The following is a 24456-nucleotide window of genomic DNA, read 5'->3' as shown; positions in this document are numbered from 1 at the left end:
CCGCTGAAAGAGACTCATGTTAAACTGTAGATAATTTTTAGAAAATTAAAAGGAGGAGAAATGATCATGATTACAGGTCTGGATCACATTACCGTAAACATGGCGGACAGAGAAGCAAGCTTTACATTTTACGAGGAGGTGCTGGGGCTTGAAAAAATGTATGATGTGGATATGGGGGACCACAAACTTACATATTTTTACTTAAATGACAGCACGCGATTGGAATTGATTGAGTACTACAACGATAAGCCGGCGCATCCGGAGCCGTCGGACGAGAAAGGGATCTATCGCCATATGGCTCTGACAACGGATGGTATCGAAGCGCTGTTTAAGCGGTGTACCACATATGGGGTGAACGTGCTGATGGAGCCTGTCCGTGTGGATAAACTGAAATGGACCGGCATGCTGATAGAAGATCCGAACGGGGTAGAAATCGAAATCGTACAGAGAGAGTCTGCCTCCAATACCGACATCTGAAGGAATGTGGATAAGCCATGTATAAAATACTGATTGTAGACGATGAAGCAGACCACAGGAAAGGACTGATGAATCTTCTGACCGCCATGAGGCCGGAGGATATGCTTCTGGAAGCGGATGACGGTGTGACCGCTCTGGAAGTGATCGAGCTGGTGGACTGCGATATTATTATAACCGATATACGAATGACCAATATGAACGGTTTGGAACTGTTAAAGGCGGCGAAGGCACAAAATCCGGAGGTGGAGGTAATCATCTTAAGCGGCTATGGGCAGTTTGACTATGCCAGAGAGGCCTTAAAATATCAGGCTGCCGATTATATTATGAAGCCGGTGGACAGTGACGAGATTCAGATGGTTTTGACAAAGGTTACAGAAAGGCTCTCTGAGCGTCAGAGAAGCCGGAGCAAGCAGGAAAGCATCGAGAGCCGTCTGACAGAGACGATGCCCGTTTATATGGATCATCTGATGAACCTGTTTGTCCAGAAGCCGGATTTTGCCGGAAAAGAGAGGCTGAAAGACCTTTTTCAGCTGGAACAGCCAGGCACTGTTATTTGCTGCCGAGTGGTGAGCGACAGCAGAGATTTGAGCGAGGAGCAGAGGAATGATCTGAAGTATCAGATGAAGAAATCCCTCGACCCGAATTCTTCTTATCCCTTCTTTCTGGAGCATCAGCCGGATATGATGGCGGTCTGTTTATTGACAGAGGAGCCCATGACTGAGGCGAGGTGGTCCGCCATCGAGAGCCATATGAGATCTGTACTGCCTTCTTGCAGGCTGATCTGCTCTCCCGGTTCCATGGCGGACAATCTCTACGAACAGGCGTCTCAGTCCTATGAGGAGGCAGTCCGCTTCAGCCAGTACGAATTTTATGAGCCGGGGACATTCCTCTCGGAGGAGACTATCGGAGGCCGGATTGGAAAGAATTCCGATGCGGTTACCTACTCGGTTCTGCCTGTTGTGGAAGGGCTAAAAAGGGGAGAACTTCGAAACGCCTATGATCTCCTGGCTGCGGAGATCGATGAAGGTGTAAGCATGCTTTTTTCGCCCCCGGTCCTGCTAAAGCAGAGAGTAATATTTGCCCTGTTTCAGATCATGAGAAATCTCGATGTTCTCATCTCCGGAAGCTTTAAAAAAGAGGCGAATTTACAGATCAGCAGCCTCCAGCGGTCGGCGACCTTGACACTGCTGAAACGCAGTCTATACGCCTTCTTCCTGGATCTGGGAAAGGAACTGAACAGCCAGAAGGAGGGAAAAGGACGCGATATCATGACAGACTGCGGAGAGTATTTGGAAAATCATTACATGGATGAGATTAATCTGGAAAGCGTTGCGGAGAAATACCATTTTAACCCCTCCTATTTCAGTACGCTGTTTAAAAATACGTATAAGAGCACATTTTCCGAGTATCTGATCCGGCTGCGTATGGAGAAAGCCAGGGAACTGCTGCTCACGACAGAATCCAGGGTTCGGGATATCGCGGTTCTTACCGGTTACCGGGACGCCAACTACTTTGTCCGGGCGTTTAAGCGCTGCTATGGCATGACACCCGAGGAATACCGGAAAATGAGCGGCAGAACGGAGTGATGTCCTATGGAAAAATGGAAGCATAAGAGAAAAATATACTGGAAACTGAGGACCCAGCTGCTGGTTCTGTTTCTGGTTCTCACGATTGTGCCGCTCATCATTTTCAGTATCCTGATTTACCGAAATTCTGTCAAATCCATTACGGAGCAGGCCCAGGGATATTTCATGCAAAGCGTGGAAAAGAGCAGTGTGATCGTGGATAAGGAATTTGACTACATCGATGAGTTCGCTCAGAAACTGAATATTGATTCGCGTCTCTACGAGATTTTCAAGAATCTGGACAAGACGGATGAGGTGTCCCTCATGAACGCCAACTCCCGGATTACGGCTATATTAGATGCATATAAGCCGTGGGGCAGCAATATTTATTCCGTTCATCTGGTTACATCCTATTTCCGGTTTGGGGAGGAGGACAAAAACTTCTATCCCAAAGGCGCTTTTATGAATTCCAGACTGGAGAAGGAAGCCAGGGAGGCAAAAGGATCGGTCTGCTGGATTCCAACTTACAGCTATACCGATATGTTCGGGATCAACAATCTGACGGATACGCAGGTGGAATACGGCTCCCTCTTTACTGCGGTATGCCAGATGAATTTCTGTGACGTGTCCAGCGGGCGGGTGGAACGGCTCAGTGAGTCTGTGGAGAAACCGATTCTGGTGATCAACTATACCGAAGAGTTTCTCATGTCCTTAATCCGGCGTTACGGAGCAAAAGACATCGTGAGTGATGCGGATTATCTGGTGATTGACCGCGAGGGTAATGTGATCTGCAGTTCCGATCCCGCCTATGATGCCAGCCACCGCTATCAGGCAGACTGGCTGGGAACCTTAAAGAAGGGGACGAATTCCGGGTATACCACGGAAAAAGACGGGCGGGAGAAATACATGGTAACGTATGCCCAGAGTGAGATTACTGACTGGCTGGTGGTAGCGAGGGTACCGGTACATTTGCTGATCCAGGATGTGGAAAGAAACATACGGAGCTATATCATCGCCATCATGGTGATTCTTCTGCTTCTGTCCGCTGTTTCCTCCTATATGATTTCCCGCTATATTAACCGGAAGATTTACGGAACGATACATATGATCGATCAGGTGGGGACGGGACAGTTCGGCAGTCTCATCACCTATGACGACAGAGATGAGTTCTCTTTCTTTTATGAGAAACTCAATGAGATGAGCCGCAACATCAAGGCGCTGATTCACGAGAATTACGAGGTGAAGCTGCAGCAGAAGGATTTTGAGATCATGATTCTGACGATCCAGTTAAATCCCCACTTCCTGTATAATACCTTAAACATCATCAACTGGACGTGCCTGGCGGGAGATACTCCCAAGGCCAGCCGGATGATCGTGGATCTGTCACGGATGCTCCAGTATACCAGCCAGAGCAGAAAGCAGCTGGTTCATTTAAAAGACGATATTGACTGGCTGAAACGCTATATTGAAATCATGCAGATTCGATATGAGAATCAGTTTGAGGTGAATTTCGATATTCCGGAGGAACTAATGGAGAAGGAGGTCCCGAAGCTGTTTTTACAGCCTCTGGTTGAAAATGCCATTGTCCATGGTTTTAAGAATTCCGAGGAAAAAGGAATCCTGGAAATCAGTGCGGAAACCGATGAAGAAAATATCTGTTTTACCGTGGAGGACAATGGGGCTGGCATGACACAGCAGAGAGTAAAAGAGGTGCTGGAGTTCACCGGTACTTCCATCGGGGTGGCCAACACGGACCGGCGGATTAAGATCCTGTACGGGGAAGCTTACGGCGTTTCTCTCCATTCCCAGTTAGGAGAAGGGACGGCTGTGGTCGTTACGATTCCGAAATAGGGCGGCCTTTTTGTCTGCCTTTCATAACAAACAATAAAAGTGCTGTTTTCCAACAAAAACCATATAGAAGTCCCCTCCTCCTTCCATTAGAATATAGTTATCGAAACAAAGACAGTAAACAGAAAAATATGGGAGGTAATTAAAATGAAGCGTAATCATCTGACGCAGCTGGCGGCACTATTGATGGCGGGGGCAATGATCCTCACGGGATGTGGAGGAAGCGGCGGAAATACCGCGACTGCAGGGGAGAGCAGTACGGCAGGAAAAACCGAGGCAGCCCAGGGAAAAACCGAGGGGGAGCCGGTGGAGATCACCTTTACCTACTGGGGAAGCGGCGCTGAGAAGACGGCGATCGAGGCCTCGGTAAAGACATTTGAGGAAGCCAATCCGGATATTAAGGTAAAGGCCATGCATATTCCGAGCGATGACTTCCTGACAAAGCTAAACGCGATGATCGCGGCGGGGGAGACGCCGGATATCAGCTATTCCGCATCGTGGAAATGCCAGTTTGGTGAGGATGGCCTGATCTATAACTTTTACGATCTGATCAAAGACGACCCGGAGGTTTCCGTGGATGATTATCTGGAAACCTGCTGGTGGAACTGGTCGCCGACAGAGTCCGCAGGCCCTATTATGGCCAATGTCACCCTTTCACTGATGTATAACGAGGACCTGTTTAAAGACGCCGGCATTGATACACCGCCGACGAAGGTGGCCGATGCGTGGTCCTGGCAGGAATTTTTAGAGAAGGCCCAGGAACTGACACTGGATTCCTCCGGACGCAATGCCAAAGACCCGAATTTCGATGCCAATAACATCACTCAGTACGGTGTGATGTTTGCTCCGAACTGGAATGTATACATGCCGTTTATCTACTCAAACGGCGGCGCTTACTTAAATGAAGACATGACAGAATTTGGCTTAAATGATCCAAAAGCGGCGGAAGTAATCCAGAATTTTGCAGATCTGATCAATGTATACCACGTCGCACCGACTGCAATCCAGTCCAATAGTATGCCGGCGGCTGCGACCGCTCTGGCCTCCAAACAGGCCGCCATGTACATTGACGGAAGCTGGAACCATCTGGATCTGGCCGAGGCAGGCATCAACTGGGGCGTAGGCGTGCTCCCGATCGATACGAATTATACGACATTCTTTGACGGTGGTTCCCTGATCATCTTCAAGGCGACAGAGCATCTGGAGGAGACGCTGAAGCTGTATCAATGGATCACCAACCCGGAAAGCTCTGCCGAGATTACGGAAATGTTCCGAAGCATCTGGCTTCCGGTTCATAAAGAGTACTACACCGACGGCGAGAAGCTTGATTTCTGGGCTTCTGAGGAATTCCCGGCGCGCCCGGAAGGCTTTAAGGATGCCGTTGTCCAGTCTACCTACGATCATCAGGTGATTGCGACGGAAATTGATGTGAAAAATTTCAATGAGATTGATACGATGGTAAAGGCAGCCCTGCAGCAGGTATGGGCGGGGGATAAGACTGCCGAGGAGGCGATGACTGAAATCAAGACGAGTGTGGATCCGCTTGTTGATGGTACATACTCCGGAAACCGTTCCTGACAGAAGTAATCGCAGGATTGCCGTGCAGACCGCAGTGGCGGCGGTAATCCGGGCATGCGGACCGCCGCTTTTGCGGCGGCCCGCCATACCGGCGGGGCAGTCTGGCCGGAAATGAGGAGGTATCATTATGAAAGAAAAAATCAAGATGACCCACAGGGAAAAGCGTGAAAACGTGGCCGGCTTTCTGTTCTGCCTTCCATGTATCCTGGGCTTTCTTTTTTTTGCCGCAATTCCGATGATTATCAGCTTTATCATGAGCTTTTCGGACTACAGCATTGTGAAGGAGAGCCATTTTGTAGGCATCGATAATTATGTGCGGCTGTTTGCAGGGCAGGATCCCTACTTCTATAAATCACTGACTGTGACAGTGATCTACGTAGTCTTTTCCGTTCCTACATCGATCGTATTCGCATTTTTAATCGCGTCTCTTTTAAACAAAAGTGTAAAGGGGAAGGGACTTTTCAGAACACTTTTTTATCTGCCTTCCATCATTCCGATCGTAGCCATGGGCGCGATCTGGATGTGGATCTTCAATCCGGACGTGGGCCTTGCCAACACCCTGCTAAAGGCAGTGGGACTGCCTCCGAATAAATGGCTGTCCTCGGAATCCACAGTTATACCTACTCTGGTATTCGTCAACCTGTGGACAACGGGTTCCACCATGGTAATCTTTCTGGCCGGGATGCAGGATGTGCCGAGACAGCTGATCGAGGCCGTGGAGATCGATGGCGGCGGTGTGACGGCAAAGCTGTTCCATGTCATCGTTCCCATCATGACTCCGACTATTTTTTACAACGTGGTAATGGGCTTTATCAATGGATTCCAGATTTTCACCCAGTCCTACGTCATGACGCAGGGCGGTCCCAACAATGCCAGCCTCTTTTACGTATATTATTTATACCGGGAATCCTTCCAGTTTATGCGCATGGGCAATTCCTGTGCGATCGCCTGGATTCTGTTCGTGATCATTATGATACTGACTGCAATTCTGTTCAAGTTTCAGAACCGATGGGTCTACTACGGAGGTGAGTGATGTTGAGTGCAAAAACGAAAAAAACAGTCGGAAAGCTGATTACATACGCAGTGCTGGTTACAGGCAGCCTCTTCTGCATCGTGCCTCTGGTCTGGATGGTGAGAAGTTCCCTTATGACTCCCGTAGAAATCTTTATGGTGCCGGTCAAATGGGTACCGGATAAGCTGATGTGGTCGAACTATAAGAAGGTATTTGAGGTTCTGCCGTTCTTTACGTATTACAGAAATTCCCTTTTTATCGCGGCACTGGTCGTGGCCGGGTCGATGCTTACCAGTTCCATCTGTGCCTACGGGCTGGCCAGAATCAAGTGGAAAGGGAGAAATGTGGTATTTGCCTGCATCATGGCCAGTATGATGCTGCCGTTTGCAGTTACCCTGATTCCGACCTTCCTCATGTGGAGGGCGATCGGATTTACCAACAGCTTTGTGCCGCTCGTTGCCCCGGCCTGGTTTGGCGGCGGAGCATTCTATATTTTCCTGCTGCGTCAGTTCTATATGACGATTCCAAAGGATTTTGATGAGGCGGCATACTTAGACGGCGCCAACCATTTTCAGATATTTACCAGGATCATACTGCCGATTACAAAGCCATCCCTGGCTGTGGTAGGGCTCTTTACCTTCATGAACACATGGAACGATTTTCTGGGACCTCTGGTCTATTTAAATGATGAGGCAAAGTACACGGTGGCACTGGGACTTCAGCTCTTTACCGGTTCCTACCGTTCGGAGTGGCATTTGATGATGGCGGCTGCTTGCCTCGTATTGATACCTGTTATTCTGGTATTCATCGTCGGACAGCGGTATTTAATCGAAGGAATTACCATGTCGGGCGTCAAGGGCTGAGAAATCGAACGCGATAGGGGCGGCCGATAACAATTTTGGAGGAGATAAACATGATTACAGATATCATTACAAGCATTAAAGATATGGTTCACGCACCAGTCAATCCGTTTTTTTCCGTCGCTGTAAAGGACGGTCAGTATGAATGCGGAAACCGGGAAAGCTATTATGCGAAGAAGCTGCCGGACGATACATTTTCCTATGATATATCCAATAACAAGGTCCTTGCAAATGCAGACGAGTTCGGAACCTTGAAGACCGTGACCTTTTACCGGGGCTGTTATACCTGCGACGATATCCCGGGCGTGTGGGTCTCCAAAGACTTCGGTCAGGCAGGCCCGTTCTATTTCAGACTGACGGTGGAGGGGCAGGAGGTTTCCCTTTGCGGAGGTTCTCTGCCGTGTCAGTCCGATCTGGCGGAAAACCTGATCCCAAGAGCAGCCTTTACCCATCCCCGCCTCAATGCTACGGTCCTGGCGTACGCACCCATTTCCGCCGACGGCAAAAGAAGGCCGCGCGCCCTCGTATACGGGCTGTATCTGGAAAATACAACAGATGGTGATGTGAAGGGAACCGTGATTCCGCCAGACTTTTCCCCGGATAAGGATTATTTTACCATTCCCGACGCCAGTGGGAAGATGGTGGAATGCGGGGAGACAATAAGATGCGGAACGACTGCAAAAGACGGACAGAAGATAGAATCTGGCACAGGTTCGTCAGCAGTTCCGTTTCATTTGAACAGTGGCTGCGGTGCGTGGTTCCCCATGGTAATCTATGCACCCGGCGAGAGCGGAGCAGTAAAAGAAATTGAAGAGGCGGGGACACTTTACTGGCTGAATGAGACACTGGCCTATTTCCGGGGAATGCTGGGCAACCTGCAGATAGATGAGGATCCGCTGACTGCCGCCATCTTCGAACGTGCCGTATACCAGGGGATTTCGGCTTTCGGTATGGACAGAGACGGCGCGATCTGTGGTTCCAACTGGGGCACATTTCCGGCTACGAGGCAGATCTGGATGAAAGACATGTACTATTCCAGTCTCCCTCTCAGCGTGCTGAATCCCGACTTCTTCCGTCAGTCCTGTCTGTGGTTTACAGAGCATGGAATCCGTCCGGAGGGATCGAAATACCAGGGGGGAGCGGCCCATTCTCTGAGTAATTCGCTGACCTCTGTATTAATGGGAGTGCTGTATTACGAAGCGACGGCGGACAGAGACTTTTTTTTGACCCACCGGGAGACGGTGGAAACCTTTGAAAAGATTTTAGAAGAGGTGCTGACGCTGAAGGAGGGGGCTGTGTGGCTGTTTCCTACCGTGTGGATATCCGATGCACTCGCTTTGGGAAAATACCATACCGGATCGAATATCTGTGCGTGGAAGGCTTTTGACGGCATGGCGCGGCTGATGGGCGAGGTGTTTGAAGACCAGGAGAAGCAGAAGAAATACGGGGAAATTGCCAGTGAGATCAAAAAGGCCATCGAGGCCTATATGGTGACCGACGGCAGGTTTGGCCCCCAGTACTTAGAGGGGATCGGCGGACTGACTCCTGAGACGCAGAAGCGCTACCCGATATCAGAGTACGAGAAGAAGTATGTGGATCAGGCTCTCACATTTTATCCCGATATCATTGATGGAGATGAGATCAACCTGATGATGCATGACGGGGAAGAGTCTGATACGACGCTGATTCCATTTTACGGTTATAAGACGTATGACGATCCGGTTGTGAGGAATTATGCCAGATTTTCTGCCAGTGAAGAGAATCCGACCTATGGAACCGAGTGCCGCGGAATCAAATGGGGCCATGAGTCCGGTGCAACTTTCCCCGGTTACACCACCGCATTCTCCGGAATTGTGGATGAGGAGACCATGAATGGAGAGAGGGGCTATATGACAGAGCTGAAACGTCTCTGTGATCTGGACGGTTCCTGGTGGTGGTGGCCATACAAATGCGATACGAAGACCGGCGACGTAGTCAGGCTGAACTGCTGCGGGAAATGCGGCTGGGCGGCCGGAGTGTTTGCCAGCCTCTTTATGACACAGATTCTCGGAGTCCGGTACGACGCTCCGTCAAAGACTCTGAAGTTCAAGCCATTTTCGCCAGGCAGCAGCTTTGAATGGAAGGATGCGAGGACAGGAAGCGGCAAGTTTGATTTTACTTACCGGAAAACGGCAGATACGGTGACCGCATCGGTGACCAGCCGCGTGGACTATCCGGTGACTCTGGTGCTTACTCTGATCACCGATGATATACCGAAATTCACGGACAGCGGGAAGACCGCGGAATTTGAAGAAACGGAATTCCTGGGGAAACGCGCAGTAAGCATTCAGACGGTCTTAAAGCCGGATCAGAAAATCGAAATCGCAGCCTTATAAATCGCAGCCTTATAGCAGCCTTATAAAATCATAGTAATTTATAATATGAAACAACAGAACTATTCACCAAAACCATAAGACCATACGATCAAACGCCTGGAAGCCTCCAATTAAAAGGTTTTCCAGGCGCTTTTTGCATGAATAGCCGGTATTCTTCAGAATTTTTGTAATATTATAAATACTCCGGCCCTGTTTTTTCACTTTCCCTGGTCATAAAGGGATAAGTCATTGAGAATCAAGATAAAATAAGACTTGAATAATTTCAAAAATGCTATATAATGTATAACTGATACTTATTTCTATATTTATGCAAAAAAAGTGCATATAATGAGGAGGATTCATTATGAAAAAGAACGTGTTAGTACTTGCGGCGGCCGTATGCATGGCAGCAGCACTTACCGCCTGCGGAAGCTCAAAATCCGCTACAGAGACAACAACTGCAGGAGCAGCAGATACCACAGCGGCAGCGGCCGAGAAGACAGAAAGCACCGGCGGCAAGATCGTTATGGTAACGAATGCCGAGTTCCCGCCATATGAGTACCATGAGAACGACACCATTGTTGGTATCGATGCCGACATTGCAAGAGCAGTCGCTGAGCAGATGGGCATGGAACTGGAGATCCAGGATATGGCATTCGATTCTCTGATTCCGGCGATCCAGTCCGGAAAGGCTGATTTTGCGGCAGCTGGTATGACTGTAAACGAAGACCGTTTAAAGAATGTGGACTTTACCGATACCTACGCACAGGCTGCTCAGGTAATCATTGTTACGAAAGACAGCCCGATCACTTCTCCGGATGATTTAACAGGCAAGAAGATCGGTGTTCAGACCGGTACGACCGGCGATATCTACGCGGACGACGTCGAGAACGCGGAAGTACAGAGATTTAACAAGGGCATGGAAGCGGTTATGGCTTTAAACCAGGGCAAGATCGACGCGGTTATCATCGACCGTGAGCCTGCGAAGGTGTTCGTGAAAGAGAACGAAGGCTTAAAGATCTTAGACGAAGCATTTACAGAGGAAGAGTATGCAATCGCTGTAAAGAAGGGCAACACCGAACTGCTTGATAAGATGAATGCCGCGATCAAGGAATTAAAGGAATCCGGCGAGTTACAGAAGATCGTAGATAAGTATATTACCGCAGAATAATATAAAGGAAGAGTGCCATGTGGGAAAAATTAGTCGCTGACTTTTATCAGAATTTTATAGAGGACAACCGCTGGAAATACATTACGGATGGGCTGCAGAATACCCTGAAAATTACATTTTTTGCAGTTCTCATCGGAATCGTGCTGGGATTTCTGGTTGCTATTATCCGTTCTACTTACGAGAACACTCACAGGCTGAAGATACTGAATGCAGTCTGCAGCGTATATCTGACGGTAATTCGCGGAACGCCGGTGGTTGTTCAGCTGATGATCGTATACTTTGTTGTCTTTGTCACGGTTAATCCGGGTATGGTCCCGACGGCGATTCTGGCCTTCGGTATCAACTCCGGCGCCTACGTGGCCGAAATCTTCCGAAGCGGCATCAGCTCCATCGAGAGAGGCCAGTTTGAGGCCGGGCGAAGCTTAGGCTTCAATTACGCGCAGACCATGTGGTATATCATCATGCCGCAGGCATTTAAAAACGTGGTTCCGACACTGGCCAACGAGTTTATCGTGCTGCTGAAGGAGACTTCCGTAGCCGGTTACATCGGTCTGCAGGATCTGACCAAGGGCGGCGACATCATTAAGAGCCGTACGTATTCCGCGTTCATGCCGCTGATCGCGGTGGCTCTGATTTATCTTTGCATGGTTATGATCTTTTCTTACCTTGTAAAATTACTGGAGAGGAGGCTGCGCAGAAGTGAGCACTAGAGAAAATCGTATAGAAGAGCCTCTGATTCAGGTACAGAACTTAGGCAAGAAATTCGGAAGCATGGAGGTCTTAAAGGACATCACGGTTGACATTTATAAAGGTGATGTCGTGTGTGTAATCGGACCCTCCGGATCCGGAAAGAGTACCTTCCTCCGCTGTTTAAACAGACTGGAGGAGCCGACATCGGGCCATATCCTGTTTGAGGGAACCGATATTACCGATCAGAAGACGGATATCGACCGCCACCGCCAGAAGATGGGGATGGTATTCCAGCAGTTCAACCTGTTTCCGCATATGACGATCTTAAAGAATCTGACCCTGGCGCCGGTTAAGCTTCAGGGACGGAGCGAGGAGGAGGCAAAGAACCAGGCCATGGCGCTCCTCGACAAGGTCGGCTTAGCGGACCGGTGCAATGCATATCCGAACCAGTTATCCGGCGGACAGAAGCAGCGAATCGCCATTGTCCGCGCCCTGTGTATGAACCCGGACGTCATGCTCTTTGACGAACCGACGTCTGCGCTCGATCCTGAGATGGTAGGCGAGGTGTTGAACGTTATGAGGGATTTGGCGAACGAGAAGATGACCATGGTGGTGGTTACCCATGAGATGGGCTTTGCCAGAGAAGTTGCCACCCGCGTCATGTTCATGGACGGCGGATACTTTCTGGAGGAGAATGAACCGAAGGAATTCTTCGAGCATCCGGAGAATGAGAGGCTTAAGGGCTTTTTAGGCAAGGTTCTGTAGCGCACGAGGAATGTAGAAAGACGTTGTTTCCGATCGGCTTCACCGGTCTGGAAACAACGTCTTTTTTAATACTGAAAGCGGGAGTCCGAATTGATCAGTTCCTGCAGCGCATCCTCCTGTTCAATCGCAATTCCCGACGGCGTTTTCGTCACAAATCCCTGCTGTTTCAGCTTCGCCATGATCCGCGACACGGTTACGGAGTGGCACCCCAGATACTTGGCCATCTCGGCGTATGTAAAAAAACGGGGGACGACCCGCATCCCGCCTCTGAGCTGCGATACTTCAAAAAGCAGATGACACAGCCGGACCACGACCGATTCCTCCTGCATTAAGTGGAAATGGATCAGGGCGTCATTATAATTGTCCGCCAGCGTCTCCATGAGAAACGCGTTAAATTCCCGGTTGCTCAGGACCAGCTCCTGAAAGGTGCAGTAGGGGATCTGGTACAGGGTGCAGGTGGTTTTGGTAACCACCGAAAATTCCGGCGCGCTGGCATTGAGCCGTTCGGCGCTGACGACAAACTGGTTAAAGCCGATGAGGCGGTACGGGCGGAAGTATAAGTATACTTTTTCCTCTCCCTGCTTCGTGATGCTGTTGAGTGCACAGATGCCTTCTTCTAATAGATACACGTAGTTTGATATATACTTGTCATACTTTTTATTGAGAACAATGTCTTTCGGCATTGTGATACGCGTTCCGCTGTCTGTGATGATTTTTAAGAGCGATTCTTTCATGTTTTCTCCGTTCCTTGCGATAGTAATAAAAGATCGGATTTAGTATATCATAATTTTGTCAAAATAACCAGATTTATAACCTGTGTTATTTTTCTATAAGCAGATATATGATAAAATTAGATCAACAATGCAGGGGAGTAAATGAGCCGGAAAAGTAAAAAAGAGATGCTTTCGGGTCTTATTGTGCCCTTATTGTTATATTTTTCACAATATGGTAGAAAAGGGGTTTCAAGACATGGCGAATCAAAATGAGCGTAAGAGAGAAAAAATGTTTTTAATTCATTCTCTGATCGGTGTAGGAATTATGGTATTTTTCCGTTTCCTCCCGCTGAATCTCCCGGAAGTTACTTCGGTTGGTATGGAAGTATTGGGAATCTTTATCGGAACACTTTATCTTTGGACATTCGTAGATCCGCTTTGGGGGAGCCTGATGTCCATCGCTATGGTTGGCTTATCCAATTATATGCCGATGGCGGGGCTGCTTAAGGAAGCATTTGGAGCACCGGTTGTGGCTCAGGTATTTTTCCTGCTGATCATGGCAGGCGGTCTTGTATATTATAAGATCACGCTTTACATAGGCCGTTTCTTTTTAACGAGAAAATTCACGAATGGCAAGCCCTGGCTGCTGATGTTCGTAATCTGTATAGGCTGCTACTTCCTCGGTGGTTTTATCAGCCCGTTTACTGCGATTTTCTTATTCTGGCCAGTCCTCTATGATGTATTTGAGGAAGTCGGTTATAAGAAGGGCGATGCGCTGCCTCGTGTCATGCTGACGCTGGTGGTTGTCGCAGCTCTGATCGGTTTCCCTATGGCACCGTTCGCTCAGAATGGTCTGGCGCTGCTCACAAACTTTACCAACATTACGGCAAACCTTCCGGGAGGTCCGATTGTTGTCAATAATGCGGCTTACATGGCCGTGGCCATTATACTTGGTCTTATTATGATCGTAGCCAATATCCTGTTTGCAAAGTTTGTCATTCGCCCGGATGTGACAAAGTTAAAGAATTACGATGTTGATATGCTGAATAAGAATCCGCTTCCGCCTATGGAACCGAGACAGAAGGTCATCGGCATAAGCTTTGTGATTCTGATTCTGGGCATGCTTCTTCCGAGCCTTTTCCCAACTTTACCGGGAATGGCATTTCTTTCCTCCAACAGCCTCGGTCTGGCTCTTCTGATGGTAGCCGTTCTGGGAGCGATCCGTATTAAAGGAAAGAGCGTTTTAGAGATTCCGCAGGTCATGGCCACCAACTTTAACTGGGGAGCATACTTTATCATCGTTGCCGCGATCCTGCTGGGAAGCGTGCTGACCAGTGACAATACCGGTGTTTCCGCTTTCTTAAGCGTCGTACTTTCCCCGATTTTCCAGGGAATGTCACCGATGGTCTTCACCGTTCTTTTAATGGCGATGGCGGTTCTCTTAACCAACCTCTGCAACAGCCTGGTAATCGGTATGATTCTGCAGCCGGTTATCGTTACATATTGTACACAGACCGGAGCCAACCCGGCACCGATCGTTACGCTGTTAATTATCTTTGTACTGTTATCGGCGGCTATTACGCCGGCAGCTTCCCCGTTTGCGGCGATCCTGCACAGCAACAAGGAATGGGTTCCGACCAAGTACGTTTACCAGTATACGATTCCATTCGTAATTCTGGAACTGATTATCGTTCTTGTGATCGGTGTCCCGTTAGCAAATCTGTTAATGTAAGTTTAGAAAGGAGTTATGTATCATGGCACAGTATGATGTAATTATTGTTGGCGCGGGTCCTGCCGGTATGACGGCGGCAATCTACGCGGCGAGAGCGGATATGAATGTTCTGCTTCTCGACAAGCTGGCCCCGGGCGGACAGATTATCAATACGAATGAAATTCAGAACTATCCGGGGGTCGGAACGATCAACGGAGCAGAGCTTGCGTATCAGATGTTTGAGCATACACAGCAGTTTGACAATATCGCGTTCGACTACGGCACGGTAAAGAGCATCACAGACGAAGGAAAAGTAAAGAGAGTCCTCTGTGAGGAGGATGACAAGGAATTCACGGCGAAGGCCATTATCCTTGCTACCGGAACGAGACCGAGATGCCTCGATATCCCGGGAGAAGATAAGTTCCGCGGCAATGGAATCAGCTGGTGCGCCATCTGTGACGGAGCCCAGTACCGCGACCGTGACGTTGTGGTAATCGGCGGAGGCAATTCCGCGGTGGAGGAATCCATATTCCTTGCCGGTATCGTAAAATCGCTGACGATTGTAACCATGTTTGATTTGACGGCTGATCCGATGGCCTGTGACAAGCTTCGCGCCATGGACCACGTAACCGTTTATCCATACCAGGATATCCTGGAATTTACCGGAGACACGAAGCTGACCGGCGTTCATTTCAAGTCCACGAAGACCGGCGAGGAGAACACGGTTTCCTGTGACGGCGTATTCGAATATATCGGACTCACACCAACCACAGAATTCTTAAAGGATTTAGGCGTGTTAAACCAGTTCGGCTATGTGGAAGTAGACGAGAAGATGCATACAAAGACAGCCGGTATCTACGGAGCCGGAGACTGTGTGACCAAGAACCTGCGCCAGGTAATTACTGCCTGTGCGGACGGCGCGATCGCAGCTCAGGAAGCTTCCCACTACGTACAGAATTTAGAAGATTAAACAACGATTCATGCCCGCCTGTTTTCCTGTGACGAACGATAACGAAATTTTATTGTAAGATAAAAAATTAGAATTTTACTTTATTGTTATTTTGCAATAAAATAGAATTAGTATGTTTAGAATGGGAAAACAGTGTGGAGTTCATACAAAAGGAAAGGAAGAAAGATTATGTTAAAGGAAGTAAACAGCGAAGAATTTAAGGAACTGGCCGGAAAAGGCCTGGTACTGGCGGACTTTTTTTCAACCACCTGTGGACCCTGTAAGATGTTGGGATTTGTATTGAAAGACGTAGAGAAGGAATTCGGCGACGACTTAACCATTTTAAAGGTTGATTTCGACCAGAATAAAGATTTGACAGCAGAATATGGCGTGACAGGATACCCAACCCTGGTTCTTTTAAAGGAAGGCGAGGAAGTAGGACGTCTTCAGGGCTTACAGCAGAAACCGGTTATCATCAAGCTGGTAGAAGAACACAAATAAGAACCTAACGAATAAGAACAGATACGGGGAGGTATCATCATGTCAGTAAAATATTCATTTGAAGATCATATTGTAAACAGACAGTACGAAGCAGAGCAGGAGATGTTAAAGGAATTCGAAGCAGGTAATTACACAATTGCCAATCCGCTCGTAAAATATAACGCTTATCTTGTCAATCCGTTATCCGCAGTTGTATGTTTCCATACAGAAAAAGAAACAGCCATCACCGTTACCGTGCTTGGCAAGACACCACAGGGCAATATCAGCCACACATTCCCGAAGGCAAAGAAGCACGTGCTTCCGATCGTAGGTCTGTATTCCGATTATCAGAACAGAGTTGAGATCAGAGCTTACCGCGGCGAGTCCAACATCATCACCATCGATGTACCGGATGTGTTTGACGGCAAGGAAGTAATCTATTCCATGGATACGACTCCTGAGTATTTACAGGACAACATCATCTTAGTATCTCCGGCAGGCGAGGATCTGGCAGTTGGATTCGACTACGCAGGCGATGCAAGATGGCATATGACGATTCCATGTGTATTCGATGTGAAGAGACTGAAAAACGGCAACTTAATCATGGGTTCCCACCGGGTAATCCAGATGCCTTACTATATGTCCGGTTTATACGAGATCAGCCCATGCGGAAAGATCTACAAGGAATTCCGTCTTCCGGGCGGCTACCATCACGATGAGTTCGAGATGGAGGACGGCAATCTCTTAAGTCTGACAGACGATTTAACCAGCGAGACAGTAGAAGATATGTGCGTTCTGATCGACCGCAACACAGGCGAGATATTAAAGACCTGGGACTACAAGAAGTTCCTCGATCCAAAGAAGGTAAGCAAGTCCGGCAGCTGGTCTGACCATGACTGGTTCCACAACAACGCCGTATGGTACGACAAGAATACCAATTCCTTAACCTTCTCCGGACGTCACATCGATTCCATGGTAAACATCGATTATGAGACCGGAGAACTGAACTGGATCATCGGCGATCCGGAAGGATGGCCGGAAGAGATGCAGAAGTACTTCTTCAAACCAGTCGGCAATAACTTCGGATGGCAGTACGAGCAGCACGCCTGCGTCATCACACCTGACGGCGATGTTATGTGCTTCGACAACCATCACTACGGTTCCAAGAACCCGGAGAAATATCTGGCGGCCAGGGATAACTATTCCAGAGGCGTCCGTTACAAAATCAACACCGATGACATGACCATCGAGCAGGTATGGCAGTACGGCAAGGACAGAGGAGCAGAATTCTTCTCCCCATACATCTGTAACGTAGAGTACTACAACGAAGGACACTACATGGTTCATTCCGGCGGTATCGCATACGACACAGAAGGCAATCCTTCCGAGGCGCTGGGTGCATTTGCAAAGGATCAGGGCGGCCGTCTGGAGAGTATTACGGTTGAGATCTGTGACAACAAGAAGATGCTTGATTTACATGTACCGGGCAACTATTACCGCGGCGAGAAGCTGAAATTATACAGCGACGGCATCAACTTAGAGCTTGGCAAGGGCCAGATTTTAGGCGAGATGGGCGTTACGAAGGAATTCGATACCGAGATCCCGTTAGAACCGTCAGGCGAGATGCTTCCGGAGAGCTGCAACGCGAGAATCGAAGACGAGATCGACCGTTTCACATTCTTCTCCCGTTTCGAGAAAGGCCAGCTGGTTATGCTTCTGTTAGAGCAGGGCGAAGAGGTTCACCGCTACTTCATCTCCACTACGGCGGTTCCGTTCCTGGCGATGTGCTGCGGTACATTCCTCGATTCCGACGACAGAAATACGAGAACCAACATTAATAAGACAGGATTAAAAGGTACCTATGATCTTCGTGTTATCATCGATGACAAGAAGTATGAGACAGGCGTTACGATCAGCTGTTAATCATCAGGATCTGACACTGTAACAGGATGCAAGAAGACACATAAAGACTGCAGGAGGGGGCCGCGATTTAAAGACGCCCCCCTTCGCAGGTTTTCAGGAGGGTTTATGGGAGTTTTATACAAAGAAGTAAAACATATCATTGACCAGCAGTATGAGGCGGAATCAAAATTTCTGGAGGAGTACGGAAAGGAAAGCCATACCATCGCTAATCCTTACGTTGTGCTCAATCCATATCTGATTGCGCCTCTTACCGCGCTTGTCATGTTTGAGAATGAAAAACCGGCTTTCGCCAAGGTTACGGTGAAAGGAAAAGAGGCGGCCGGAGATTACATGTACCGCCCAAAATCAGACGCAAGAAAGATGGTTCTTCCGATATACGGCCTGTACGCGGACTATGATAATACCGTAGTCATCGAGCTGAGCACAGGGGAGACCGCGACTCTTAAGATCGTGACAGAGAAGGCTTCCGAAAAGTTAAAGAAGCCAACCTCCATCCGGACCACGCCGGAGTACATGGAAGACAACGTCATGATGGTGAGTCCGACTTCACCGGCTTATACGGCGGCTTACGACTATGCGGGGGACGCGCGCTGGTATAACACGCTGAATCTGGCCTTTGATTTAAAGCGTGTCCGCAACGGACGCCTTTTCGTGGGAACCGACCGTCTGGTGGCTCCGCCTTACCATACCACCGGCATCTACGAGATGGGAATGATCGGAAAGATCTATAAGGAATTCCGCATTCCGGGCGGCTATCACCATGATGAGTGGGAGATGGAAAATGGAGATATTTTGATCTTGACCCAGTATCTGGCCCGTGGTACCGTAGAAGATGCATGTGTCATGGTAGACAGAAATACCGGAGAGATCCTAAAGGAATGGGATCATCAGGATGTGCTTCCTGTTTACCCGGTCGGCGGCTCCGGAAGCCAGGATGCACACGACTGGTTCCATAACAATGCAGTATGGTACGACAAGAAGACGAATTCTCTTACCTTCTCCGGACGCCATCAGGATATCATCATCAACCGTGATTTTGAGACCGGGAAGCTGAACTGGATCATCGGTGATCCGACCGGCTGGCCGGAGGATATGCAGAAGTATTTCTTCAAACCGGTCGGCGGGGACTTCGACTGGCAGTATGAACAGCACGCCTGCATGGTGCTTCCAAACGGCGATATCATGTGCTTCGACAACGGCCACTGGCGTTCCAAGGAGAAGGAACACTACGTGGACGCGAAGGATAACTTCTCCCGCGGCGTGATCTATCACATCGACACGGACAACATGACAATCGAGCAGGTATGGCAGTACGGAAAAGAGAGAGGCGCCGAGTTCTTCTCCTGCTACATATGCAACTGTGAGTACTATGAGAGAGGCCATTATCTCGTTCATTCCGGCGGTATCGGCAAGCTGAACGGAGAATGGATGAACATGCCTGGCGCAGGTATGACGGCGGCCATCGACGATGGATCGGCTGAACTCAGTTCCATCACCGTAGAGGTGAAGGACGATGTCGTTCTGTATGAGATGCATCTGCCGGCCAACTACTACCGTGCGGAGAAGCTCCACTTATACGACGAGGGCGATGCAGTGACCTTCGGACGCGGAGAGATTCTTGGAAGTATCGGTATGACTGAGGAATTTCTGACGGAAGTACCTGCGGAAGACGGCGGCATGGTCCCGGATTCCTATAAGACGAAGATCGCAAAGGAAGCGGACCGCCTTGTATTTAAGGCAAGCTTTGAAAAGGGCACGCTGGTCATGCTGAATTTAGAGGGCGAAAACGGAAGCCCGACACGTCACTACTTTGTTCCAACCACAAAGCGCCCGTTCCTGGCCATGTGCGTAGGCACATTCCTGGAACACGATGAGAGAGCCGTGGAATTCCCTGTCAGCAGTGAGGGAATAGAAGGAACATATAAAGTTACCGTTACCATCGATGAAAAGAAATATGATACAGGAGTTACAGTAAACTTCTAAACAATTTCTTTATCATACCAACGAGACTGAAGGAGTCAAAAAAAGGAGGATACACTCAATGGGTTACAAAGTAAGCTTTGAAGAAGCGAACAAGATCTTTGCAGCGCTCCAGGATGAATACGAAATCTGGGCACCGAAAAGATTTGTAGGAAAAGGAAGATATTCCGACACCGATATGATCAAGTATGACAAGATTAACACTGTAGAAGAGATCGAGTACATGGATAAGTCCGATTTCCCTGCAAAAGAAGTGTTAAGCCCGATCACAGAATCCCTGTTCTATTTCACAGAGGACGAGTACATTGAGAGCAAGGCTACAGACAAGAAGCTTTTAATCTTCATGAGACCGTGTGATATTCATGCACAGCATCATCAGGAGAAGATCTACTTAAGCAACGGCGGCTTCGAGGACATGTACTATAAGCGCATGAACGAGAAAGTGAAAATTGTCATGATGGAATGTACCACAGGTTGGGATACCTGCTTCTGCGTAAGCATGGGTACCAACAAGTCCGAGGATTACTCCATGGCAGTCCGCTTCGGCGAAGGCGAGTTAAGCCTGGATGTGAAGGACGATGCGTTCGCTCCTTACTTCGAAGGCAAGAACGAGACCGGATTTAAGCCGGAATACGTAGAGAAGAATCAGCTGACCGTTGAAGTTCCGGAGATTCCGAACAAGGAAGTATTAACCAAGTTAAAGAACCACCCGATGTGGAATGAATACAATAAGCGCTGTATCTCCTGTGGTGCCTGTACCGTAGCCTGCAGCACCTGTACCTGCTTCACCACCACAGACATCATCTACAATGAAAATGCCAACGTTGGCGAGAGAAAGAGAACAACCGCTTCCTGTCAGGTTAAGGGCTTCTCCGATATGGCCGGCGGCATGAGCTTCCGCAACACAGCCGGAGACAGAATGCGCTTTAAAGTGCTTCACAAATTCCATGATTACAAGGAACGTTTCCAGGATTACCATATGTGCGTAGGCTGCGGCAGATGTATCGACCGTTGTCCAGAATACATTTCCATCGCTGCTACTGTAAAGAAGATGGCGAATGCGATCGATGAAATCGTTGCAGAAGAGAATAAATAGGGAGAGGTGGACGAAGAGATGAATAACATAGTAAAACCTGTTGCATGCAAGATTCTTGAAGTTAAGAGAGAAAGCTTACATGAATATACATTTAAAGTTGCAACCGATATTAAACCGGAGCACGGACAGTTCTTACAGCTCTCCATTCCGAAGGTAGGAGAGGCTCCTATCTCCGTCAGCTCTTTCGGCGACGGCTGGATGGATTTCACGATCCGTTCCGTAGGTAAAGTAACCGATGAGATTTTCGAGAAGCAGGCCGGCGATACCTTATTCCTTCGCGGCGCTTACGGAAAAGGCTGGCCGGTAGAGAAGTTCCAGGGCAAGCATGTGGTAGTTATCACAGGCGGTACTGGTCTGGCTCCTGTAAAGAGCATGTTAAACATGTTCTATGACAATCCTGATTACGTAAAGAGCGTAACCTTAATCAGCGGATTCAAGAACGAGGAAGGCATCATCTTCAAGAACGACCTTGATAAGTGGCATGACAGATTTACCACATTCTATACACTGGACAGAGATCAGAAGGAAGGCTGGAACACAGGTTTCGTAACCGAGTTCGTTTCCAAGGTTCCATTTTCCGAGTTTGACGGCGATTACGAAGTAGTAATCGTAGGACCGCCGCCAATGATGAAGTTCACAGGCCTGGAAGCTGTTAAATGCGGCGTTCCGGAAGAGAAGATCTGGGTATCCTTCGAGCGTAAGATGTCCTGTGCTGTCGGTAAATGCGGCCACTGCCGTATCGACGAGGTTTATGTTTGCTTAGACGGCCCGGTATTCAACTATACACAGGCCAAATATCTGGTTGACTAAGGAAAGGAGCGAATAGAGAATGAATCACGATATTGATATTAAAAAAGTACGTATCAACTGTTTCAGACAGTCAAAAGTAGCGGGAGAGTTCATGCTTCAGCTCCGTGTTCCGGGCGCTTTAATCGAAGCGAAACACTTAACCATGGTTCAGGAAATCTGTGAGAAATGGGGCAACGGCACCTTCCACATGGGTACAAGACAGACCTTAAATATTCCTGGAATCAAATTTGAGAATATCGAAGAAGTAAACAAATACATCAAGAAATACATCTCCGATGTTGATATCGAGATGTGTAACGTGGATATGGAATCCGATGACTACGGCTACCCGACAATCGGCGCCCGTAACATCATGTCCTGTATCGGCAACGCACACTGTATCAAAGGCAACATCAACACCTATGAGCTGGCCCGCAAGATCGAGAAACTGATCTTCCCGTCCCACTACCACATCAAGGTAGCTGTCGCAGGATGTCCAAACGACTGTGTAAAGGCAAACTTTAACGATTTCGGTGTTATGGGTGTCAACAAGCAGGTTTATGATATTGACCGCTGTATCGGATGCGGCTCCTGTGTGGAGGCGTGTGAGCACCATGCAACAGGCGTATTAAGCCTGAATGCCAACGGAAAGATTGACAAGGACGCATGCTGCTGCGTAGGCTGCGGCGAATGTTCCCTGATCTGCCCGACAGGCGCATGGACCAGAGGCACCAAGAAGCTTTACCGCGTAACATTAGGCGGCCGTACCGGCAAGCAGAATCCGCGTGCAGGCAAGCTGTTCTTAAACTGGGTAACCGAGGATGTTGTTTTAGGCATGTTCGGAAACTGGCAGAAGTTCTCCGCATGGGCGTTAGACTACAAGCCGGAGTACTTACATGGCGGTCACTTAATCGACCGTGTCGGATACAAAGAGTTCGTAAAGCATATCTTCGAGGGTGTTGAATTCAATCCGGAAGCTAAGATGGCAGACGATATTTACTGGGCTGAGAACGAGCAGAGAGGCAATATGCACGTTATGCCGATCTCCCAGCACAAGCATGCCGGCCCGGCTGAAACAGCAAACTATACATTTACACAGAAATAAATAATGGAAAGGGAGGGCGCGCCATCTACATCAGACCACCGCGCCCTCCCTGTTTCATTGAAACACCGGGGTACGCAGAGCTGCTGCACATGATATACGCTGTAAAGATACCCGGCGCGATTTGTTACGATAAAAAAGCAGGAAAATTGAGCGTACTGTGCCTCCTTAGAGACATCCCCATGGACTTCTCCCAGGCACGCACCCCGAAAATTGGTATAAAATTCCCCCTCACATCCCTTATCCAAAAAGTGAGTCCAATTTTCCCTCAATTACTCCCGCTTTTTTTATCGTTATATTTTCCCGTTTCAATACATCTGTTACAAAACCCCTGTTTTATACATCTGTTCTAAATGAGAATTTTATGATAAAATAGATAGGTCTTAAAACACAGAAAGAAGAGGAAGAGAATGGCATATTTCCCATTTTTTATGGATATAGAGGGGCAGCGATGCTTAATCGTCGGAGGCGGAATCGTTGCCTGCCGGAAGGTAGAGGTTCTTTTGGACTACGGACCGGAGATCGTCGTCGTGTCCCCTGAGATGACGGACCGTATGGTACGGTACGGCGAAACTGCGGACGGTAAGGTAACGCTTCTTTGCCGGGAGTATCAGGAGGAAGACTTAGACGGCGTGGATTTTGTGGTCGCGGCCACGGCGGATGAAGAACTGAACCGGCGGATTTCCCTGGTCTGCAGAGAACGGCGGATTCCGGTGAATGTGGTGGATGTCAGGGAGGAATGCAGCTTTATTTTCCCGGCTCTGATCAAGGACGAGGATATTACCGTGGGAATCTCCACCGGCGGAAGCAGCCCCACCATCGCACAGTATTTAAAGGCAAAGTTCCGTGCGGCGATTCCGGAGGGCTTCGGGAGACTGGCTGCAGAACTGGGGACGTACCGGGAGCTGGTGAAGGAGCGGGTACCCATCCTTTCTGTCAGAACCGCGGTCTTTAAAGAGATGGTTGAGGAAGGAATCCGTCAGGGCGGAACATTTACCAGGGAACAGGCAGAGCAGTTGATTGACAGAAAGTTAGAGGAATTGGAGAAAGACCATGAATAAGATGATTCGTATCGGGACGAGAAAGAGCGCTCTGGCGATGGTACAGACAGAACTGGTGGCGGAAGCGCTGAAACGCGTCCAGCCGGGACTTTTGGTCGAGACAGTGACGAAAGTGACGGAAGGGGACCGCATCTTAAATAAGCCCCTGCTGGAGTTTGGCGGAAAGGGCGTCTTTGTGACGGAATTCGAGCAGGCGCTGTTAAAGGGCGAGATTGACTTTGCGGTACACAGCGCCAAGGATCTCCCCATGGATTTAGAGGATGGACTGGGGATCGTGGCCGTGCCTCCGAGAGAGGACCCGAGAGACGTGCTGATGACGCCTACAGGAACCG

General features: G+C 48.8%; 20 protein-coding genes and 1 pseudogene. 20 read left to right on the top strand and 1 reads right to left on the bottom strand.

The window, feature by feature from the left end; genetic code table 11:
• The first annotated feature begins 66 nt into the window (after window positions 1–66).
• The 10 genes from ACLTD4_RS17155 to ACLTD4_RS17110 all read left to right on the top strand — a co-directional run bounded on the left by ACLTD4_RS17155 (window position 67) and on the right by ACLTD4_RS17110 (window position 12320).
• A complete protein-coding gene (locus ACLTD4_RS17155) occupies window positions 67–477 on the top strand; it encodes a VOC family protein (RefSeq protein ID WP_002600923.1) in 411 nt (136 codons plus the stop codon).
• 17 nt (window positions 478–494) lie between these two features.
• Entirely contained in the window at window positions 495–2063 is a 1569-nt protein-coding gene (locus ACLTD4_RS17150) for a response regulator transcription factor (protein ID WP_117620925.1), read from the top strand.
• Between the two features lie 6 nt (window positions 2064–2069).
• Window positions 2070–3893 carry a sensor histidine kinase gene (locus tag ACLTD4_RS17145; RefSeq protein WP_117620924.1) on the top strand — a complete coding sequence of 608 codons (1824 nt, stop codon included), beginning with the start codon at window positions 2070–2072 and terminating at the stop codon, window positions 3891–3893.
• A 144-nt stretch (window positions 3894–4037) separates the two neighbouring features.
• On the top strand, window positions 4038–5468 hold the full coding sequence (locus ACLTD4_RS17140) for an ABC transporter substrate-binding protein (protein ID WP_117620923.1): 1431 nt from the start codon (window positions 4038–4040) through the stop codon (window positions 5466–5468).
• Between the two features lie 127 nt (window positions 5469–5595).
• Entirely contained in the window at window positions 5596–6501 is a 906-nt protein-coding gene (locus ACLTD4_RS17135; RefSeq protein WP_117620922.1) for a carbohydrate ABC transporter permease, read from the top strand.
• Window positions 6501–7343 carry a carbohydrate ABC transporter permease gene (locus ACLTD4_RS17130; protein ID WP_002600917.1) on the top strand — a complete coding sequence of 281 codons (843 nt, stop codon included), beginning with the start codon at window positions 6501–6503 and terminating at the stop codon, window positions 7341–7343. Before ACLTD4_RS17135 ends, ACLTD4_RS17130 begins: the two co-directional genes overlap by 1 nt.
• A gap of 50 nt (window positions 7344–7393) precedes the next feature.
• A complete protein-coding gene (locus tag ACLTD4_RS17125; RefSeq protein WP_117620921.1) occupies window positions 7394–9715 on the top strand; it encodes a hypothetical protein in 2322 nt (773 codons plus the stop codon).
• A 343-nt stretch (window positions 9716–10058) separates the two neighbouring features.
• Window positions 10059–10865 carry a basic amino acid ABC transporter substrate-binding protein gene (locus tag ACLTD4_RS17120; RefSeq protein ID WP_117620920.1) on the top strand — a complete coding sequence of 269 codons (807 nt, stop codon included), beginning with the start codon at window positions 10059–10061 and terminating at the stop codon, window positions 10863–10865.
• A 17-nt stretch (window positions 10866–10882) separates the two neighbouring features.
• Window positions 10883–11575 carry an amino acid ABC transporter permease gene (locus ACLTD4_RS17115; RefSeq protein ID WP_002600914.1) on the top strand — a complete coding sequence of 231 codons (693 nt, stop codon included), beginning with the start codon at window positions 10883–10885 and terminating at the stop codon, window positions 11573–11575.
• 61 nt (window positions 11576–11636) lie between these two features.
• Window positions 11637–12320, top strand: a complete 684-nt coding sequence (locus tag ACLTD4_RS17110; protein ID WP_270466353.1) for an amino acid ABC transporter ATP-binding protein — start codon at window positions 11637–11639, stop codon at window positions 12318–12320.
• A 65-nt stretch (window positions 12321–12385) separates the two neighbouring features.
• Here the strand turns inward: ACLTD4_RS17110 and ACLTD4_RS17105 are convergent, their stop codons facing one another.
• A complete protein-coding gene (locus ACLTD4_RS17105) occupies window positions 12386–13054 on the bottom strand; it encodes a Crp/Fnr family transcriptional regulator (protein WP_412331437.1) in 669 nt (222 codons plus the stop codon).
• Window positions 13055–13289: 235 nt separating this feature from the next.
• On the opposite strand from ACLTD4_RS17105, the gene ACLTD4_RS17100 reads away from it, so the two are divergent.
• The 10 genes and pseudogenes from ACLTD4_RS17100 to ACLTD4_RS17055 all read left to right on the top strand — a co-directional run.
• A complete protein-coding gene (locus tag ACLTD4_RS17100; RefSeq protein WP_055656304.1) occupies window positions 13290–14765 on the top strand; it encodes an SLC13 family permease in 1476 nt (491 codons plus the stop codon).
• Between the two features lie 19 nt (window positions 14766–14784).
• A complete protein-coding gene (locus tag ACLTD4_RS17095; RefSeq protein ID WP_270466351.1) occupies window positions 14785–15714 on the top strand; it encodes an NAD(P)/FAD-dependent oxidoreductase in 930 nt (309 codons plus the stop codon).
• 168 nt (window positions 15715–15882) lie between these two features.
• On the top strand, window positions 15883–16194 hold the full coding sequence (locus ACLTD4_RS17090) for a thioredoxin family protein (protein ID WP_002600909.1): 312 nt from the start codon (window positions 15883–15885) through the stop codon (window positions 16192–16194).
• 39 nt (window positions 16195–16233) lie between these two features.
• Complete coding sequence (locus ACLTD4_RS17085) at window positions 16234–18096, top strand: aryl-sulfate sulfotransferase (RefSeq protein ID WP_117620918.1); 1863 nt, start codon at window positions 16234–16236, stop codon at window positions 18094–18096.
• A gap of 105 nt (window positions 18097–18201) precedes the next feature.
• Entirely contained in the window at window positions 18202–20079 is a 1878-nt protein-coding gene (locus ACLTD4_RS17080; RefSeq protein WP_117620917.1) for an aryl-sulfate sulfotransferase, read from the top strand.
• 58 nt (window positions 20080–20137) lie between these two features.
• Entirely contained in the window at window positions 20138–21172 is a 1035-nt protein-coding gene (gene asrA / locus ACLTD4_RS17075) for an anaerobic sulfite reductase subunit AsrA (protein ID WP_117620916.1), read from the top strand.
• 18 nt (window positions 21173–21190) lie between these two features.
• Window positions 21191–21982 (top strand): anaerobic sulfite reductase subunit AsrB, encoded by a 792-nt coding sequence (gene asrB / locus ACLTD4_RS17070; RefSeq protein ID WP_002600905.1) that lies wholly within the window; start codon window positions 21191–21193, stop codon window positions 21980–21982.
• A gap of 19 nt (window positions 21983–22001) precedes the next feature.
• Complete coding sequence (asrC, locus tag ACLTD4_RS17065; RefSeq protein ID WP_055656294.1) at window positions 22002–23066, top strand: sulfite reductase subunit C; 1065 nt, start codon at window positions 22002–22004, stop codon at window positions 23064–23066.
• 407 nt (window positions 23067–23473) lie between these two features.
• Window positions 23474–24124: a bifunctional precorrin-2 dehydrogenase/sirohydrochlorin ferrochelatase gene (locus ACLTD4_RS17060; RefSeq protein ID WP_117620915.1), complete on the top strand. Its 651-nt coding sequence runs from the start codon at window positions 23474–23476 to the stop codon at window positions 24122–24124.
• Window positions 24117–24456: pseudogene (locus ACLTD4_RS17055) on the top strand (hydroxymethylbilane synthase); the annotation flags it as partial. The gene ACLTD4_RS17060 and the pseudogene ACLTD4_RS17055, both read left to right, overlap by 8 nt.

The organism is Hungatella sp., from assembly GCF_046966825.1.
Note: the sequence above shows the minus strand (reverse complement) of the source record. Positions and strands in the feature narration are given on the sequence as shown.